Source organism: Cobetia sp. Ld8, assembly GCF_045066615.1.
Classification (GTDB): Bacteria; Pseudomonadota; Gammaproteobacteria; order Pseudomonadales; family Halomonadaceae; genus Cobetia; species Cobetia amphilecti.
The window spans coordinates 1,341,705-1,359,231 of the sequence record NZ_JBISHF010000007.1 but is presented as its reverse complement, the minus strand read 5'-3'; the positions used below and the strand labels follow the sequence as shown (position 1 = coordinate 1,359,231).

Annotated in this window: 12 protein-coding genes; 2 read left to right on the top strand and 10 right to left on the bottom strand. The window is 61.2% G+C overall.

The genetic code is table 11. The annotated features are described in order from the left end of the window. Positions 1–197: 197 nt before the first annotated feature. On the top strand, positions 198–923 hold the full coding sequence (locus ACJJV2_RS10485) for a FadR/GntR family transcriptional regulator (protein WP_084589475.1): 726 nt from the start codon (positions 198–200) through the stop codon (positions 921–923). A 200-nt stretch (positions 924–1,123) separates the two neighbouring features. Here the strand turns inward: ACJJV2_RS10485 and ACJJV2_RS10480 are convergent, their stop codons facing one another. The 10 genes from ACJJV2_RS10480 to ACJJV2_RS10435 all read right to left on the bottom strand — a co-directional run bounded on the left by ACJJV2_RS10480 (position 1,124) and on the right by ACJJV2_RS10435 (position 15,015). Then, positions 1,124–2,179, bottom strand: a complete 1,056-nt coding sequence (locus tag ACJJV2_RS10480) for a LacI family DNA-binding transcriptional regulator (RefSeq protein WP_405280578.1) — start codon at positions 2,177–2,179, stop codon at positions 1,124–1,126. A 145-nt stretch (positions 2,180–2,324) separates the two neighbouring features. Next, on the bottom strand, positions 2,325–4,043 hold the full coding sequence (locus tag ACJJV2_RS10475) for an alpha-amylase family glycosyl hydrolase (RefSeq protein WP_405280575.1): 1,719 nt from the start codon (positions 4,041–4,043) through the stop codon (positions 2,325–2,327). Positions 4,044–4,179: 136 nt separating this feature from the next. Beyond that, on the bottom strand, positions 4,180–5,451 hold the full coding sequence (locus ACJJV2_RS10470) for an ABC transporter substrate-binding protein (protein ID WP_405280759.1): 1,272 nt from the start codon (positions 5,449–5,451) through the stop codon (positions 4,180–4,182). A gap of 125 nt (positions 5,452–5,576) precedes the next feature. Continuing rightward, entirely contained in the window at positions 5,577–7,244 is a 1,668-nt protein-coding gene (locus ACJJV2_RS10465) for an alpha-amylase family glycosyl hydrolase (protein WP_405280572.1), read from the bottom strand. Between the two features lie 38 nt (positions 7,245–7,282). Beyond that, positions 7,283–8,932: an alpha-amylase family glycosyl hydrolase gene (locus ACJJV2_RS10460; protein WP_405280569.1), complete on the bottom strand. Its 1,650-nt coding sequence runs from the start codon at positions 8,930–8,932 to the stop codon at positions 7,283–7,285. A gap of 151 nt (positions 8,933–9,083) precedes the next feature. Beyond that, on the bottom strand, positions 9,084–10,190 hold the full coding sequence (locus tag ACJJV2_RS10455; protein ID WP_279830895.1) for an ABC transporter ATP-binding protein: 1,107 nt from the start codon (positions 10,188–10,190) through the stop codon (positions 9,084–9,086). 45 nt (positions 10,191–10,235) lie between these two features. Next, entirely contained in the window at positions 10,236–11,876 is a 1,641-nt protein-coding gene (locus ACJJV2_RS10450) for an alpha-glucosidase (protein WP_405280757.1), read from the bottom strand. Positions 11,877–11,902: 26 nt separating this feature from the next. Beyond that, entirely contained in the window at positions 11,903–12,760 is an 858-nt protein-coding gene (locus tag ACJJV2_RS10445) for a carbohydrate ABC transporter permease (RefSeq protein WP_170877360.1), read from the bottom strand. Then, positions 12,757–13,731 (bottom strand): carbohydrate ABC transporter permease, encoded by a 975-nt coding sequence (locus ACJJV2_RS10440; protein WP_043334056.1) that lies wholly within the window; start codon positions 13,729–13,731, stop codon positions 12,757–12,759. The genes ACJJV2_RS10445 and ACJJV2_RS10440 overlap by 4 nt, the downstream gene beginning before the upstream one ends. 15 nt (positions 13,732–13,746) lie before the next feature. Beyond that, positions 13,747–15,015, bottom strand: coding sequence for an ABC transporter substrate-binding protein (locus tag ACJJV2_RS10435; protein ID WP_405280565.1), 1,269 nt, complete (start codon positions 15,013–15,015; stop codon positions 13,747–13,749). A 441-nt stretch (positions 15,016–15,456) separates the two neighbouring features. Here ACJJV2_RS10435 and ACJJV2_RS10430 point away from each other — a divergent pair, with 441 nt between their 5' ends. Continuing rightward, complete coding sequence (locus ACJJV2_RS10430; RefSeq protein ID WP_192838263.1) at positions 15,457–16,956, top strand: carbohydrate porin; 1,500 nt, start codon at positions 15,457–15,459, stop codon at positions 16,954–16,956. Positions 16,957–17,527: the final 571 nt, after the last annotated feature.

The window sequence follows — 17,527 nt, the reverse complement described above, 5'->3', positions numbered from 1 at the left end:
CCTTTTGGAAGGAGGGAGGGCTTCCTGTTTCACACTCGACTTGCTCCACATGGTGACCAATGCAGGGCAGCATAGCGGGTCTATTCAATTATTGGTTTTTTTTCAGTATGATGTATGATAAGTGCAATCCGTAAACGTCATCCTAGCGCGTCAAGCTAGACAATGTATTTTTAGTAAGGTGGATGGAAGGTGAATAAATGACGAGATTTTGGGAGGTTCAACGGGTCAGTCGTGAAGGCAGCTTGTCACAAGCGGTCCTAGAGCAGCTTGAGCGTCGTATTACCTCGGGAGAAGTGCCTGTAGGAAGTAAGTTGCCCACCGAAGGTGAACTGTGTAATGCATTTGGTGTCAGTCGAACAGTGATTCGAGAAGCCATTACTCATCTAAAATCTTCGGGGTTGGTAGAAACTCGCCGTGGCGTGGGTACGACAGTTCTGCGCAATACATTGGCTGAGTCGCGCCCTGCGAAACAAATCAGTGCAACAACAGTCGAAGATATTCTGGAAGTGTTGGAGTTAAGGCTGATATTAGAGCCCGAAGCCGCTAGGCTTGCCGCACTTCGCTATGACGAGAACGATCAGCGTTCATTGGAATCACTACATGCAGACTTTTTGACTCCACGTGCTACGCAGTCTCATTCTGGTTCACAAGATTTTGCCTTTCATCGCGCAATTATCAAAGCGACTCATAATCCATTCTTTGAACGCTTTTATGAACCACTGAGCGATAGCGTCATTCCACGCTCAAAACTCTTAAGTACAGATATCGACATTGAAGCAGCACAGCGTTATTTATATCTCGTTCACGAAGAGCATACCCGTATTCTGGAATCAATTTTGAATAGGGACGAGGAAGGTGCACATAAAGCGATGTTTCAGCACCTCGGACGAGCTAGGGATATGTATGCTAAATACCGAGGATAGTTAGTGTTTTATCTGACTTGACTTTTAAGTTTACTAGCTTTTCAGCATGTGGTTGGGGGCTGATCTGCGCAGTCAGCCCTTAATAAATAATAAGTCAAAGGCTCACATTGTTATCGTGCTTTATTTTATACCGATAATATATGGCTTGAGTTTTTAGTGTTCTTATAGTGTAGCCCTTGTTAATCAGTAATTAAATTATGTTACGGGCAAGTCTCGCCTTGGATTAGCTGTGTCGAGAGCCGGTGTGATGACGCGGGCTCCAGCCCCAGAATCATTCGCGCGGCAAGGCGGCCTTTCTCGGTACTGTCCTGGTGGACGGTGGTCAGGCGCGGTGACCGATATTGTCCTTCCTCGATGCCATCGAAGCCGGTGATACGCAGATCCTCGGGAATTCGGATGCCACGTTGTTCCGCCAGGGTCACGGCGGTCAGAGCAATGCGGTCTGACATGCACAGCAGGAGGTCTGGCCGCTCGTTGGCCGGCAGGTCGAGTATCTCTGCCAGCACCGGTGCGCAGACTTCATAGGTGTTTTCCTCGATGTTCCACATCGCGACGTCTTGCAAAGACACCTCTCGCTCTGCCAGGGCGCGATGAAACCCCGCCAGACGCGAGCGAGTAATGGTACGGCCGGCCGGAAGCAGCGTATGGGCATCGGTGATGGGGCCATTGCAGGGCGTGTCGGTCAGGCGCAGGTTGACGATGGCGATACGACTGGCGGGTGTCTGCAAGGCATGTTGCGCGATGGCGTAACAGGCGGGCTCATCATCCACATGGATGGCGGGGTGATCGCCCAGATCGAAGTCGACCGCCACGATAGGCTTGTGACCCGCACTCTGGAGTTCTTCCACCAGCGCCATGCTGGCCATCAGCCCGTAGACGATGAAGCCATCGGCGATGCTGGAAGATCCGGGCACCTGGGAGGCATTCTGGCGGCCTGAAAGCAGCAGCAGGGTATGGCCGTGAGCATCCAGCACTTCCGCGATGCCCGACAGCAGTTCGCTGGCGACGGCGTCCTTGAGGCTGTAGGTCAGCGTCTCCGCGAGTACCACGGCGATGATCCGTGAGCGCCCCGTGCGCAGACTGCGCGCCTTGGCATCCGTGCCACGGTAGCCAAGGCGTCTGGCCTCCTCGAGCACCCGCTCGCGCAATGCTGGCGAGAGCTGGTCGGGGCGGTTGAAGGCGTTGGAGACGCTGGCGGTGGAGACGCCGAGTTGAGCGGCTAGCTCCTTGAGAGTGATGCGGCGAGGCGATGACACAGGCGTCGGGTTCCTGAAGATGAAAAGCTTGAACGATTAAGTGCAGAGATAGCATATCGCCACGTACCAGAAATGCCCAGAAAGTGACGGAGTTGGCCGAACGAGCGGTCAACTGCGCACAAGGCGTCCAGCCGGGCAACGCCTGCTAGCGGTCCTGCACTTGCGAGGTATCGGCTGGCAGGACCAGCCAGGCTGCCATCCCCGGCGCCAGGCTCAATTGGCCTGCTTCAAGCGAGGGCGTTGCCATGCCGGGCAACGAGACGACCTCTATCGGGTCATGATGCTGACCATGAGGCATTCGCGAGCCCATCAGGGTAGGCAGGTCGAGCATGACGGGGGCGTTGTCGTGTTCCGGGCCGTGACCTGCCTCGTGTGCCAGATTGGCCAGGCACACCATCTGCTGGTGAGGAGTGTGACGTATCACGCCAAAGACACCCTTCGGCAGCACGGACGGGGAGATGAGCGTCTGTTGTCCCGTCCTCAGCGTCGCATTCTCGCGACGCAGTTCCAGCAGCTTGCGAACGCGATTCAGCAGGCTCTCCGGCGCCTCTTGTTGCAGCGAGACCGCCTGTGACTGATGAGGGGCCTGGACGGGAAGCCAGGGCGACAGAGAGTCAGCGCAGAAACCACCATTGCGTTGGGGCGCCCACACCATGGGCGTGCGACAGCCATCGCGTCCTTTGACCTCGGGCCATAGCGCGATTCCGAAGGGGTCCTGCAGCTCGGCGTAGCTCAGCTCCGCTTCCTCGAATCCAAGCTCTTCGCCCTGATAGAGGCAGAGGCTGCCCCGCAATGAGCAGAGTACCGTCAGTGCCAGCAAGGCGCGTGCGCTCCCCCAGCGACTGGCACTGCGCGGAACATCATGATTGGACAATGCCCAGCACGGCCAGGCGTCTTCGCCATGCTCGGCAAAGCGTGCCAGCACGGCGTGCAAGTCCACGGCATCGCCCGTGCTGTTGAGCAGGTCGAAGGTGTAGGCCATATGCAGGCGGTGCTGGCCCGCGGTGTAGGCTGCCATGGCGGGAAGCGGGTCGCTGCCCCCGACCTCGCCGACGCTGGTGGCGCCGGGGTATTCCTCCAGCAGGGCACGAATCTCTTCCAGATAGTCGAGATTCTCTGGCTGATCCGCATTGTGTTTCAGCAGTTGATAGCTGCGGGGATGACCACGGCTACGGTAGTCGTCCGAGGACGGCGGATTGTCCGTCAGCGCCTGGTCATGGAAGTAGAAGTTGGCGGTGTCGAAGCGGAACCCGTCGACGCCCAGCTCCAGCCAGAAGCGCAGATTGTCGAGCTGTGCCTGACGCACCTCGGGATGATGGAAGTTGAGGTCCGGCTGACTGGCGAGGAAGTTGTGCAGATAATACTGGCAGCGCCGTGAATCGAAGGTCCAGGCCGGGCCACCGAAGGCGGCTAACCAGTTGTTGGGCGCACCGCCGTCCGGGCGCGGGTCTGCCCAGACATACCAGTCAGCCTTGGCATTGTCCCGGGATTGGCGACTTTCCCGGAACCACGCATGCTGATCGGAGCTGTGTGACAGCACCTGATCAATGATGACGCCCAACCCGAGCTCATGTGCGCGGGCAACGAGCCGCGAGAAGTCCTCCAGAGTGCCGAACAGGGGATCGATGTCACGGTAGTCCGAGACGTCATAGCCGAAGTCCTGCATGGGCGAGGTGAAGATGGGGGAGACCCAGATGGCGTCCACCCCCAGGGTCGCGAGGTAGTCCAGACGTTGGATGATGCCGGCAATATCGCCGACACCATCGCCATTGGCGTCCATGAAGCTGCGCGGATAGATCTGGTAAAGAGTTGCACCGCGCCACCAGTCGTGTGCGGCATGGCGATGGAGTTGGATAGATGTCATTGCACGATCCTTGTTGTCGAGGCGGCAGGGGGCACGGGCAAGCAAGAGCGCCGGAAAGGCCCCGCGTCTCTGCGCGAGACCTTCCGGGCGTCATCAGTCTGCAGGCGCAAGGCCTGGCGGGGTGAGGCCGTTGGCGTTACCAGCCGCGGCGTCCGATGCGGGTGAGTTCTCTCCCGAGCGCTTCCACCGCCTGAGCACCGGTTTCCTCGCCCGACAGCACCTGATGGGTGCGGTTGAAGAAGGTATTGGAGACGCGTGCGTAGGCATCGCCCGTCACCGAGGCCGGGCGCGCGACGCCGGTTCTGAGCGCTTCATAGAGCTCGCCCATCGAGGGGTTGCTCGCCAGCACCTCGTCATCCTGATAAAGGTGTTCGATGGTGGGGTTGCGCCCCATCTTCATGGCATGGGCCTTCTGCTGCGGAGCGGCGGTGATGTAGGCGACCAGCTCCGCTGCGGCCTGTGGGTGCTCCGAGTAGCGTGATACCGCAAGATTCCAACCGCCCAGAGTCGCGCGTGACTCGCCCTGCGGGCCATGCGGGAGGGGTGCCATGCCGACCTTGCCTGCCACCGGGCTGCCCTCGGCCTGGCTGAGCTTCCAGACATAGGGCCAGTTGCGCAGGAACAGCGCATTGCCCGACTGGAACAACCCACGTGACTCCTCCTCGGTATGATTCAGCGCGCCTTCCGGAGCGATGCTGCCGATCCAGGAGGCGGCGAGGTCGAGTGCCTCGGCGGCGCGCGAGTTGTCGATGGTGACCTCACCGGCATCATCCACCAGGGTGCCGCCGCCCTGGCTTGCGACCCACTCCAGTGCGTTGCAGGTTAGCCCCTCGTAGGCGCGCCCCTGGAAGCTGTATCCCCAGAAATCGGCATTGCCGGCGTCACGTTCCGCCGCCTGGATCGTGCGCGCCGTCTCGGTGAGTTGCTGCCAGGTCTCTGGCACCTGCTGGTCGTATTTTTCCAGCAGGTCCTTGCGGTAATAGAGCACGCCTGCGTCGGTGTACCAGGGCATGGCCACCAGACGTTGCTCTACGGTGCCGTTGTCGACCAGCGCGGGGAAGAAGCCCTCGGTGGCGTCGTCGGGCAGGTAACGGGAAAGGTCGACCAGGTGATCGTCGAGCAGCCCTGGCCACGCCATGTCGACGATCAGCACGTCGATGTCACTGGAGCCGCTGCTCAGCAACTGCTGATACAGCGAGAGCTTCTCGGTGGTGTCGTTGGGAGTGGAGATCACATTGACACGATTGCCGGATTGCTCGGCCCATTGCTGGGCGAGCTCCGGGCACATGTCGGAATCTCCACCGGGGCCACAGGCAATCGTGACCTCGGTGGCCAGTGCGAGGGGGGCCGTCAATGAGGCTCCGCTCGACAGCAGGGCACCGGCGCTACCCTTGAGGGTCGTGAGCATCCGTTGGCGTGGGGTGCTGATAACAGAAGGCATGGCGTGCGACTCCATCATTGTGATTGTTGTTGCGGCGTCCGGGATGACCGTCATCCACCGAGCATCCCGTGAAGCATCGAATCTGCCAGGCGTCAGTTGAGGGCGAGCCACATGGCGCTGCCTGGCATCAGCGACAGGGGGTGGTGAGAGGCGTGTGTCGCCGTGACACCGGCGATCTCGAGGGTGGTCCAGGTGGTGATATCTGGCGCCAGTTGACTCGGGTCGATAACGCTCGGCGTATCGCCCGTCCCGAGGTGTGCCAGACACAGCAGGCGTTGCGCTCCATGCTGACGCACGCTGGCGAAGACGTCGTCCGGGAGCCGCTCGGGGGCAATCAGGATCTGATCGCCCTCGCGCAGCACCTGGCTGGTGCCGCGATAGCGCAGCAGGCGACGCGCTTGCGACAGGAAGCTGTCATCACGGCGTTCCTGCTGCGCCACCGACAATGGCAACTGGCGTGGGGAGACCGGTAACCAGGGCGTGGCCTCAACGCCGGACTTCGAAGCGCAGCGGCTGAACCCACCGTTCAGGCTGTCATCCCAGACCATCGGCGTGCGACAGCCATCGCGGCCCTTGATCTCGGGCCACAGGTTGATGCCGAAGGGGTCCTGCAGGTCCTCGAAGGCCAGCTCCGCTTCGGGAAGCCCCAGTTCTTCTCCCTGATAGAGGCACAGGCTGCCACGCAGCGAACACAACACCGTCAGGGCGAGCAGGGCGCGCGATTCTCCCCAGCTGGTCGCACTGCGTTCCACGTCATGATTGGACAGGGCCCAGCAAGGCCAGGTGTCTTCGCCTTGCTCGGCAAAGCGCGTCAGCACGTCGTAAAGCGCGCGAGCATCGCCATCACTGTTGAGCAGGTCAAAGGTGTAGGCCATGTGCAGGCGGCGTTGGCCGGCGGTATAGGCCGCCATGGTCGGGAGAGGGTCATTGCCGGCGATCTCGCCGACACTGGTGGTGCCCGGGTACTCATCGAGCAGGTCGCGGATGCGCTCCAGATACGCCAGATTCTCCGGTTGCTCGATATTGTGCTGCATCCGCTGATAGCTCTGCGGGTTGCCCGGGTTGACGCCTTCGCGCGCCATCGCCGGGTTGTCGGTCAAGGCGCGGTCATGGAAGTAGTAATTGACGACGTCGAAGCGGAAGCCGTCCACCCCCAGATCCAGCCAGAAGCGCAGGTTGTCCAGCTGCGCCTGGCGCACCTCGGGATGATGGAAATTCAGGTCCGGCTGACTGGCCAGGAAGTTGTGCAGATAGTACTGGCGGCGCTTGGCATCGAAGGTCCAGGCGCGACCACTGAAGGCCGCCATCCAGTTGTTGGGCGGGTTGCCATCCGGAAGCGGGTCGGCCCAGACATACCAGTCGGCCTTGGCGTTGTGACGGTCCTGACGGCTTTGCTGGAACCAGACGTGTTGATCGGAGCTGTGAGACAGCACCTGGTCGATGATCACGCGCAACCCCAGCTGGTGGGCTTGCGAGACCAGGTGCTTGAAATCCTCCAGGTGGCCGAACATCGGGTCGACATCCCGATAGTCCGCGACGTCATAGCCGAAATCCTTCATCGGCGAGGTGAAGAAAGGGGATAGCCAGATGGCATCCACGCCGAGACTGGCCACATGGGGCAGGCGCTCGATGATGCCGGCCAGGTCGCCGATGCCGTCGCCGTTGGCATCCATGAAACTGCGGGGGTAGATCTGATAGATCGTGGCACCACGCCACCAGTCGAGGCGTGCGTGAGGGTCGAGTTGAGACAGGGTCATCATGACCTCCTTGTGAGTCGCGTGATCGGCAAGCGGGAGATTCAGTGCGCCTCGCCAACACAGCGCGCGATGGCAACGCCGTGGGGCGGCAGCGTCAGGCGACCTGCCTGCCAGTGACCATTGATCATGCCGGGGGCATCCTCGAGGGCTTCCGCTCGCCAGGCGGTCTCCAGAGTCAGGGCCTGGGCAGAGAAGTTGAGCGCGATCAGCAACGACTCGCCGCCTGAGTGACGCGTGAAGCAGATGACCTCCTCATGCAGCGAGTGGAAGTGGATCTCCCCTCGGCTGAGGGCGGGGTGACGGCGGCGGAAGGCGAGCAGCTCCCGGCTGGCATTCAACAGCGATGCCGGGTCGTGTTCCTGATGGTCGACGGCCAAGGCATGGTGGAAGTCGGGAACCGGCAACCAGGGAGACACGCGAGAGAAGCCCGCATGTGACTCACCGGCCTGCCACGGCATGGGCGTCCGGCAGCCGTCGCGTCCCTTGTAGCGTGGCCAGAAGGTGATGCCGGCGGGGTCCACCAGCTGGTCATGGCGTAGCTGGGCTTCACTCAGCCCCAGTTCTTCGCCCTGATACAGGCAGACGCTGCCGCGCTGGGTCAGCAGGAAGGCGAGATAGAGGCGCAGGCGCGCCGGCGAGGCTTCGGCGTCCCAGCGCGTTGCCAGGCGTGTGACATCGTGGTTCCCCAGTGCCCAGCATGGCCAGCCGTCCCCGATCTGCGCTTCCATCGTCTGTAGAGTCGCCAGGAGGTGGTCAGGTGAGGCGTTCTCGGTCAGCAGATCGAAGGAATAGGCCATGTGCAGCCGCTGGTCGCCCCGGGTGTACTCGGCCATCACGCGCAAGGAGTCATCGTCGCCGACCTCGCCAACGCTGGTGGTGCCGGGGTATTCATCGAGCAGACTCCGCAGCCGCTCGAGAACCGCGAGGTTCTCGGGTTGGGTCTTGTCGTGAAGATGTTGTTGATAGCCGTAGGGGTTGTCCGGGCGCACGCCAATGAAGCCCTCGGCGATCTCACGCCGCGGCGGGTTATCCTTTAGCTCACCATGTGTGCAGAAGTTGATGGCATCCAGGCGGAAACCATCCACCCCCCGCTCCAGCCAGAATCGCACTTCTTCAAGAATGGCCGTCACGACCTCGGGGTGATGGAAGTTGAGGTCCGGCTGCTCGATCAGGAAGTTGTGCAGGTAGTACTGGCAGCGGCGAGTGTCCCATTGCCACGCGGAGCCCCCGAAGATCGATTGCCAGTTGGTGGGCGGTGCGCCATCGGGTCTGGGGTCTGCCCAGACATACCAGTCGGCGCGCGGGTTATCGCGGCTCTGGCGGCTTTCCTCGAACCACGGGTGGGCGTCGGAGGTGTGTGAGAGCACCTGATCGATGATGACTTTCAGGCCGCGCGCATGCGCTGCCTCGACCAGACGGTCGAAGTCCTCCAGGGTGCCGAACATCGGGTCGACATCGCGATAGTCGCTGATGTCATAGCCGAAGTCCTTCATGGGCGAGGTGAAGAAGGGAGATAGCCAGATCGCATCGGCATTCAGCGAGGCGATGTAATCCAGGCGCTCGAGGATGCCCGGCAGATCACCGATGCCATCGCCATTGCTGTCCTGAAAGCTGCGCGGGTAGATCTGATAGATGACGGCACCGCGCCACCAATCGTGGGCCGACACCTGGGTGTCTTGAATCGTGGACATGCGAGTCTCCTGGGCGGGAGCCATGGCTCCCGCCCGTGCGGTCCTTGCGGAGAATGAAGCGGTTGGCCTGAGGCGCCGTGAGCAGGCGCTGGATACTCAGTCCTGGCTGCCAGGCCCTCGAGGAAAAGCCCTGCAGAACAGGCCCTGAACGTCAGGCTGCCTGGCGTTGCTGGGTCAGGCTCAGCGCGCGATCCTGGCTGTCGAAGAGATGCACGTGCTCCAGGTCCGGCACCAGCGCGACGCGTTGGCCGATCTTCCACTGACTGGGGGCTTCACTGCGGTGGATCAGCAGGCTGTCGCCGTCTTTCGGATCCAGATAGACATAGACTTCGTTGCCCAGGTACTCGACGTTGACGATCTCGAAGGCGTTGTCGCCACGGGCCTCTTCCAGGCAGAGGTGTTCGGGGCGAATCCCCAGCGTCAGGCGGCTGCCGGTGCGTTCGTCGCCGGCATCGCGAGGCAGATCCAGTTCGCCGATCCCGGGCGTCGCGATGCGACAGCCATTGCCCTCGCTTCGCAGCAGCTCTGCCGGCAGGAAGTTCATGGTCGGGGAGCCGATGAAGCCGGCCACGAAGCGGGTCGCCGGCGCCTGATAGAGCGTCTGGGGGCTGCCGACCTGCTCGATGCGCCCATCACGCAGTACCACGATCTTGTCGGCCAGCGTCATGGCTTCGACCTGGTCGTGGGTGACGTAGACCATGGTGGAGCCCAGGCGATGGTGCAGGCGGGCGATCTCGTTGCGCATCTGGACGCGCAGCGAGGCATCCAGGTTGGAGAGCGGCTCATCAAACAACAGGATCTTCGGCTCACGCGCCATGGCGCGCCCCATGGCGACGCGCTGGCGCTGGCCACCGGAGAGCTCCTTGGGTTTGCGATTCAGCAACTCCTCGAGCTGGAGGATGCGCGCCGTTTCCATCACGCGCTGTTCGACGTTGTCCTTGTCGGCCTTGGCAAGCTTGAGGCCGAAGGCCATGTTCTCGTACACCGTCATGTGCGGGTAGAGCGCATAGGACTGGAAGACCATGCCCACGCCGCGCTCACGCGGGGGGAGGTCATTGACCAGATCGCCGGCGATATGCATCTCACCCTCGGTGATCGATTCCAGCCCGGCGATCAGGCGCAGCAAGGTCGACTTGCCACAGCCTGACGGCCCGACGAAGACCACGAATTCTCCGCTGCCGATCTTCAGGTCCAGGTCCTTGATGATGTGCGTGCTGCCGAAGGTCTTGTTGATCTTGGAGAGGGTTACGCTTGTCATCTTGCGACTCCCAGCCGGTGCTCGGCACCGGCTTTCGAAAGAAGGTTAGTCGAGTGCCAGGAAGGCAGCCTGATAGGCCGGCAGTACCAGGCGCGCTGCCTGGGGCTGAGCCTCGTCCAGTTCGGCAGTGAAGCCCGTGCCCTCGAGAAGACGCGCGCCGCCTGCGTAGGCTTGCGGCAGTGCGGTGGTCCGTTCGCTGCCGGTCAGGTTGAAGAGACACAGCATGCGCTGGCCATCGTGCTCGCGCTGAAAGCCCAGCAGCTCGTCACCCACGTCCACCAGTTCAATGTTCCCCTCGCGCAGGACCGGGTGTTGGCGGCGGAAATTCAGCAGGGTGCGTGTGGCATGCAATACCGAGTTGGCGTCGTCTTCCTGATTGGCCACGGCCAGCGGCAGGTGGCGTTCATCGACCGGCAGCCAAGGCTCGACATTCGAGAAGTCCCCCCAGGCCGTCTGACGCCAGGGCATGGGAGTCCGGCAACCGTCGCGGCCCTTGAATTCCGGCCACAGCACCTTGCCGTAGGGGTCCTGAATGCGCTCGAAGGGCACCTCGGCTTCCGGCAGGCCCAGCTCCTCACCCTGGTAGAGGCAGACGCTGCCGCGCAGTGACAACACCATGGCCAGGGCGACCTTGGGATAGGCCACCGGGTCTTCGTCGGCACCCCAGCGTGTGGCGCTGCGCACGACGTCGTGGTTCGACAGGGCCCAGCATGGCCAGGCATCACCGGCCAGGCGCTGGAAGCGCTCGATGACTTCTCGCAGATAGCCTGCGGAGTGCGGGGCATTGAGCAAATCAAACCCGTAGGCCATGTGCAGCTTGTCGCCCCCGGCGGTGTACTCCGCCATGCGCTCCAGCGGCTTGTCATCACCGATTTCGCCCACTGTGGTGGTGCCCGGGTATTCATCCATCAGGGCGCGCAGGTCTTTCAGGAAGTCGAGGTTTTCCGGACGGCTCAGGTCATAGACGTGTCGCTGCCAGGTATAGGGGTTGGAATCCGGCGCGCCCAGTGTCTTGGCCTCGCCCGCCGGTACCGGCGGATTGTCGCGCAGGGCCTGATCATGGAAGTAGAAGTTGACGGTATCCAGACGGAAGCCATCGACGCCCAGCTCCAGCCAGAAGCGCATGTTGTCGAGCTGTGCCTGCCGGGCTTGCGGGTGGTGGAAGTTCACGTCGGGCTGGCTGGTCAGGAAGTTATGCAGGTAATACTGCTGGCGACGTGAATCGAAGGTCCAGGCCGAGCCGCCGAAGATCGACAGCCAGTTGTTGGGCGGCGTGCCGTCGGGCTTGGGGTCTGCCCACACGAACCAGTCGGCCTTGTCATTCGTACGGTCCTGACGGCTTTGCTGGAACCAGGGATGCTCATCGGAGGTGTGGCTGATCACCTGGTCGATCATGACCTTGAGATTGAGCGAGTGAGCGCGCTCCAGCAGCACCTTGAAGTCCTCCAGGGTGCCGAACATCGGGTCGACATCACGGTAATCGCTGATGTCATACCCGAAGTCGAGCATCGGAGAGGTGAAGAAGGGCGACAGCCAGATGCCATCCACGCCCAGTGATGCCACGTAATCGAGTCTGGCGGTGATGCCCGGCAGATCCCCGATCCCGTCGCCGTTGCTGTCCAGGAAGCTGCGCGGGTAGATCTGGTAGATGACGCCACCGCGCCACCAGCTGGAGGAGGTCTGCATTTGGGCTTCGAGCAATGACATGAAGATTATCCTTTGACGGCGCCGGCGGTCAGGCCGGATACGATGCGGCGCTGGAAGATCATCACCAGGATGACCAGCGGTATGGTGACGGTGACGGAGGCGGCCATGATGGGGCCCCAGGGGAGCTCATGCTGGCTGCCGCCGGAGATCAGGGCGATGGCGACCGGCACGGTGCGTTCGCTGTCGGTCAGCGTGAAGGTCAAGGCGAACAGGAACTCGTTCCAGGCCGCGATGAAGGCGAGCAACCCGGTGGTGGCCATGGCCGGCCACATCAGGGGCAGGAAGACCTTGGTGATGGTCTCCCACGGCGTGGCGCCGTCCATGATCGCGGCCTCTTCCAGTTCCATGGGCAGCTGACGCATGAAGGTCGTCAGCACCCAGACAGTGAAGGGCAGCGTGAAGATGGTGTAACTGAGAATCAGGCCACCGGGGTTGTTGTAGAGATTCAGGCTGCGAATCACCTCGAACAGCCCTGACAGCACCGCGACCTGAGGGAACATCGAGACCCCGAGGATGATCAGCATCACGGTGGAGCGGCCGCGAAAGCGCACGCGTCCCAGTGCATAGGAGGCGGTGATGCCCAGCAGCAAGGCGATCAACACGACGCTCAAGGCGATCAGGATCGAGTTGCCGATCGCCTGCAGGAAACTCTTCTGCGCAAAGATCTGGGCGTAATTGCTGAAGTCCAGTGAGGTCAGCCAGTAGTTGACCTCGAACAGCTCACTGGACGGTTTCAGTGAGGTGATGACCGCGTAATAGAAGGGGAACACGGCGTAGACGATGATGATGGCGATCAAGGCCCATTTGCCGACCAGCTTGGCGAGTCGGGTCATCTGGTAGCGATTCATCGGATGCTGATTCATTTATCCACTCCCAGTTGGCGGCGGCCAAGGTAGAGGTAGACCACGACGGCCAGCGCGATGATCAGGAACAGCATCGTGGAGGCGGCACTGCCGTAGCCCACGTCCTGGAACTCCACCAGTTGCTGGCGGGCGTAGATCGACATGGTCATGGTGCTGGACGAGTTGGAGGTCAGCACATAGATGACGTCGAAGACGCGCAGTGCATCGAGAAGACGGAAGATCACGGCGACCAGCAGGGCCGGGGTGATCAATGGCAGGGTGACACGGAAGAACACCTTCACCGGGTGGATGCCATCGACCTCGGCGGCTTCATAGCAATCCTTGGGCAGCATCTGCAGCGCGGCGAGTACCAGCAGTGCCACGAACGGGATGGTCTTCCACACATCGACCATGATCACGGCCCACATCGAAAGATCGGCATCCGCCGTCCAGGCCAGTGGCGCATCGATCAGGCCCAGCCCCATCAACAGGTGGTTGATGATTCCGAACTGGTCATTGAGCATCCAGGCCCACATCTTGGCGGAGACGATGGTCGGGATGGCCCAGGGGATGAGCACCGCGGCGCGGACCAGCATGCGCCCCTTGAATTCGGCGTTGAGCAGCAGGGCCACGATGATGCCGAAGACAACTTCCAGCGACACCGAGATGACGCTGAAATAGACGGTGTTCCAGACGGAATTCCACCACACCGGGTCAGCCAGCAGGCCGTACCAGACGCCGTCGTCCTTCACGAGATAGTTTTCAAAGCCGATGAAGGCGGCGCCGGTCGTGTCCGAGAGCGAGGCATCGGTCAAGCTGAGGTAGAAGGTTCTCAGCAGTGGCCAGCCGGCCACCAGGGCCAGCGCGACCAGCATCGGCGCGAGATAGGTCCAGGCCGCACGTACCCGCTGGCGTCTGACCTTGGTGCCGCGTTTGCGGGTCCGGGCCGAGGGCGTGTCCGTCGGCACTGACTCATTGAGCGTGGTTGTCATGCGAAACCTCCCGGGTTACCAGCGACGACGTTTGATGCGAGCCAGCTCGCCCTTCAGCTGAGCCACGGCCTGGGCGCCGCTCTGCTCGCCGCTCAGCACACTGTGGGTCGCATTGAAGAAGGCGTTGCTGACCTGGCCGTAGTTGTCACCGGTGACGGCAGACGGACGTGCCACGGCATTGGTGAAGGTGTCGTAGAGCGTGCCGAAGAAGGGCACGGCGGTGAGCACCTCTTCATCCTGATACAGCGCCGTGAGGGTCGGGTTGTAGGCGGCCTGGATGGCCCGGCGTTTCTGCTCGGACTCACCGGTGAGGAAAGCCACCAGCTGTGAGGCGAGCTCGGGGTTCTCGCTGTACTTCGAGACCGCCAGGTTCCAGCCGCCCAGCGCCGCTGCGCTTTCTCCCTCGGCGCCGTGAGGCAGCTTGACCACCCCGACCTTGCCAGCCACCTTGCTGTCATCGCTCTGGGTCAGCGACCAGGCGTAGGGCCAGTTGCGCATGAAGACGGCGTTGCCGGACTGGAAGATGCCGCGGGCTTCTTCCTCGGAATAATTGAGCGCCCCCTGCGGGGTGATCTCGCCGATCCAGCTGGCGGCCAGGTCGAGAGCGGAGGCCGTATTGGGGTTGTCGACGGTGATCTCGCCATCGGCATCGACAATGGCGCCACCGTCATTGCTGGCGACCCATTCCAGCGCATTGCAGGTCAGGCCCTCATAGGCACGCCCCTGGAAGACATAACCCCACATCTTCTCGCTGCCGGTCTCGCGTTCCTTGGCCTGGATCCGCGTGGCAGTCTCTGTCAGCTCCTGCCATGTCTCGGGAGGTGCGAACCCGTACTTCTCCAGCAGGTCCTTGCGGTAGTAGAGCACCCCGGCATCCGTGAACCAGGGCATGGCCACCAGGCGGCCATCGACCGTGTTGTTGTCGATGATGGTCTTGAAGTGGCCCTGCGCTGCCTCTTCGCCGAGCGTCTGGTGCAGATCAAGCAGGTGATTGCCGAGCAGGCCCGGCCAGACCACATCGATCTGCAAGACGTCGATGTCACCGGACTGGGCCGACAGAATCTGCTGGTAGAGCGAGAGGCGTTCCGTCGAGGAATTGGGCGTGGAGACGATATCGACCTCATGGCCGGTCTTGTCTTCCCAGGCAGCGACGCCCTGTTCACAGAGTTCCAGTTCGGCTCCGACCGCACCGCAGGAGATGGTCAGGTCCGCGCCCATGGCAGGGGCGGTGGTGGCTGCTCCCAGCAGGGCGAAGCTTGAGGCGATTAGCGTCTTGCGTTGCATGGTGGATCCTCGTCACTTGTTGTTGTTTGACCCGCATCGGACGTCTGGGTGGGGGAGAGTCACAACGTCGTCCGATGAAGGTTTCTTAATCGATTAAGGCGTAGTCACAGTCAAGCGATTGGCGTCGATATCCGCAACCTGAACTTTGGTCTTGCCGTCACCGATATGTCGCCAGAAATGGGAGTTTTACGCGGTGATCGCTCCCCTTTGGTCGAATTTCGACATAAGTCGTGTGTCTGGAGCGCCGGATTGCCACTAGGGTCTTAAACGATTAAGTGAGTGTGGCCACCCCTCCAACGCCAACGCCAACGCCAACGCCAACGCCAATGATTCGGGCGCCACTTCGCTGATCATCGCCAAGCGAGTGAATCGTCAACAACAACAAAGGCTCTCTTCAACATGACAACTCCCCCTCAGCACCCGCTCAAGACCCCACTTGTCATGGCCGTTGCCATAGCGGTCATGAGCACCAGCGGACTCGCCAATGCCGACGGGACAGGCGATATCGAGGCGCGGCTCGCAGAGCTGGAACAGCGTATCGATGACGCCGAACAACGGGCCAGAGCGGCTGAGCGTCGCGCCGCCGAGGCAGAGCGCGCGATGGCCGTTCAGCGCCAGTCGAATGAGGCTGATCAACCCGCGCGCGTGACCGCGCAGACCGAGGACCTCGAAGAGCGTCTGGCGGCCGTCGAGCGCCAGGCCAGTGGCGAAGAAGGTTTCTCCTTCAATGCCTATGCCCGCTCTGGGCTATTGATCGGCGAAGGAGGCAAGAGCATCGAAGGCGGCCCCTATCTCACGCCGGCGGGCTCGGTGGGCGGGGCGGTCGGGCGGCTGGGGAACGAGCCCGACACCTACGTCGAGTCGGTATTCAACTACAAGACCCGCTACGACAACGGGACGAAGGCGCTTTACCGCACCATGATTGCCGACGGAGTAGAGACCAGTAACGACTGGACCTCGGACGAGTCCAGTCTGAACGTACGACAGGTCTTCGTGGAGTTGAGCGATCTGCCGAGCTTTACCGGCGCCTTCGAGAATTCCTCCATCTGGGCGGGCAAGCGCTTCGATCGGGACAACTTCGATATCCACTGGCTAGACAGCGATTTCATCTTCCTCGCCGGGACCGGCGCAGGTATCTACGACGTCCAGCTTGCCGATGACTGGAAAGCCAACTTCTCGGTCTACGGGCGCAGTTACAGTGAATACCCGACAGAGGACTCCGATACTGGCGGCAATACCGACAACCTGACGTTCACCATGAATAACTATGTCGGCCACTGGCAGTGGATGGTCAGTGCCCTGTCGGCGGCAGACAATGAAGAGCGCGCCATGGACACGGGGGCCGAAGCGGCCGATTCCGGCTTCCACACCATGCTGGCCTACCATGGCGACAGCTTCTTTGGCCTCGCCGATGGCAGCTTCAAGGCCGCCGTGCTGCATGGTCGCGGGCTCGGCGCGGAGACCAAGGTCATCGGGGCTGACGGGAACCTGACGGATGACGCCACTTCTACTCGTCTGGGGCTTTACGGCACGACCTATCTCGCACCCAAGTGGCGCTTCGCACCAGCCGTTCTGGCAGAGGTGAGCAAAGATCGCTACGACGACGGAGATGAATATTCCTGGGCGACCTTCAATGCGCGTCTGGCCAATGAGCTGACGACGAATTTCGAGATGCAGTACGAGCTGAGCTATCAATGGATGGACCTGGACCCCGGCTCGACAGGCACTGCCGTGGAAGGCGGGTATCGCAAGTTCACCATTGCACCGACCTTCAAGCCTGAAGTCGGTGGCTTCTGGAAGCGTCCGGAAATTCGCCTGTTCGCGTCCTGGAGTGACTGGGATGAGGAGCTCAATGATTACTCCGAAGATGATGCTCTCGGGAGTGCAGGTTTCACGGGAGGCGAATGGGCCTTCGGTGTCCAGAGCGAGGTATGGTTCTAGGAGCAGGATGCCAAGCTGATCATCGCCTGCCAGGGTTTCGATCTTGCCCGCGGCTAGCCGCGGGTTTTTTGTAACGCCATCGCTGGATGGTTGAGACGCTGACCGCAAACTGACGAGGAGATCTTGTTCGTAATGCTGGGAGGAGCTGCTTAGGAAGTCGGCATGAATTTTCAGTATCGTTGTCTCTTGATTGTGCAGCTTGATACCCATGATGCCTTTTCTGTATGAATTGCTTGATGGGCATACGAGAGGCTAATAAAGGATAGATTCGTTGCAAGAATCGATCATCCGGCACCTTATAGTGAGTTGTTGATGGGGTATGCTGAATATTTTGCCCTATACATTTAATGACAGTTGTCACACTGGTTGTTGAAAGCTGGGAAATGGCGGTATGCCACGGAAAGATGAAGGGAACTTTCTGTCGATGATGTTGTATTAAGTCGGCTGGCTCGCGCTATATTTCATGTAAAGTCAGTGGTCGCGCCACCAATGAGATGAAGCGGTAGGGCTGTTGTTGAGCCCTAATATCTGTGCTAGCTTATATTTGTAGCCTGCCATGAGGCTCAATCAC

Bases quoted from the DNA above. Each gene is read 5' to 3' on its own strand.
- ACJJV2_RS10485 (WP_084589475.1), top strand. From the start codon at position 198: ATGACGAGATTTTGGGAGGTTCAACGGGTCAGTCGTGAAGGCAGCTTG.
- ACJJV2_RS10475 (WP_405280575.1), bottom strand. From the start codon at position 4,043: ATGACATCTATCCAACTCCATCGCCATGCCGCACACGACTGGTGGCGC.
- ACJJV2_RS10470 (WP_405280759.1), bottom strand. From the start codon at position 5,451: ATGCTCACGACCCTCAAGGGTAGCGCCGGTGCCCTGCTGTCGAGCGGA.
- ACJJV2_RS10465 (WP_405280572.1), bottom strand. From the start codon at position 7,244: ATGATGACCCTGTCTCAACTCGACCCTCACGCACGCCTCGACTGGTGG.
- ACJJV2_RS10460 (WP_405280569.1), bottom strand. From the start codon at position 8,932: ATGTCCACGATTCAAGACACCCAGGTGTCGGCCCACGATTGGTGGCGC.
- ACJJV2_RS10455 (WP_279830895.1), bottom strand. From the start codon at position 10,190: ATGACAAGCGTAACCCTCTCCAAGATCAACAAGACCTTCGGCAGCACG.
- ACJJV2_RS10450 (WP_405280757.1), bottom strand. From the start codon at position 11,876: ATGCAGACCTCCTCCAGCTGGTGGCGCGGTGGCGTCATCTACCAGATC.
- ACJJV2_RS10445 (WP_170877360.1), bottom strand. From the start codon at position 12,760: ATGAATCAGCATCCGATGAATCGCTACCAGATGACCCGACTCGCCAAG.
- ACJJV2_RS10440 (WP_043334056.1), bottom strand. From the start codon at position 13,731: ATGACAACCACGCTCAATGAGTCAGTGCCGACGGACACGCCCTCGGCC.
- ACJJV2_RS10435 (WP_405280565.1), bottom strand. From the start codon at position 15,015: ATGCAACGCAAGACGCTAATCGCCTCAAGCTTCGCCCTGCTGGGAGCA.
- ACJJV2_RS10430 (WP_192838263.1), top strand. From the start codon at position 15,457: ATGGCCGTTGCCATAGCGGTCATGAGCACCAGCGGACTCGCCAATGCC.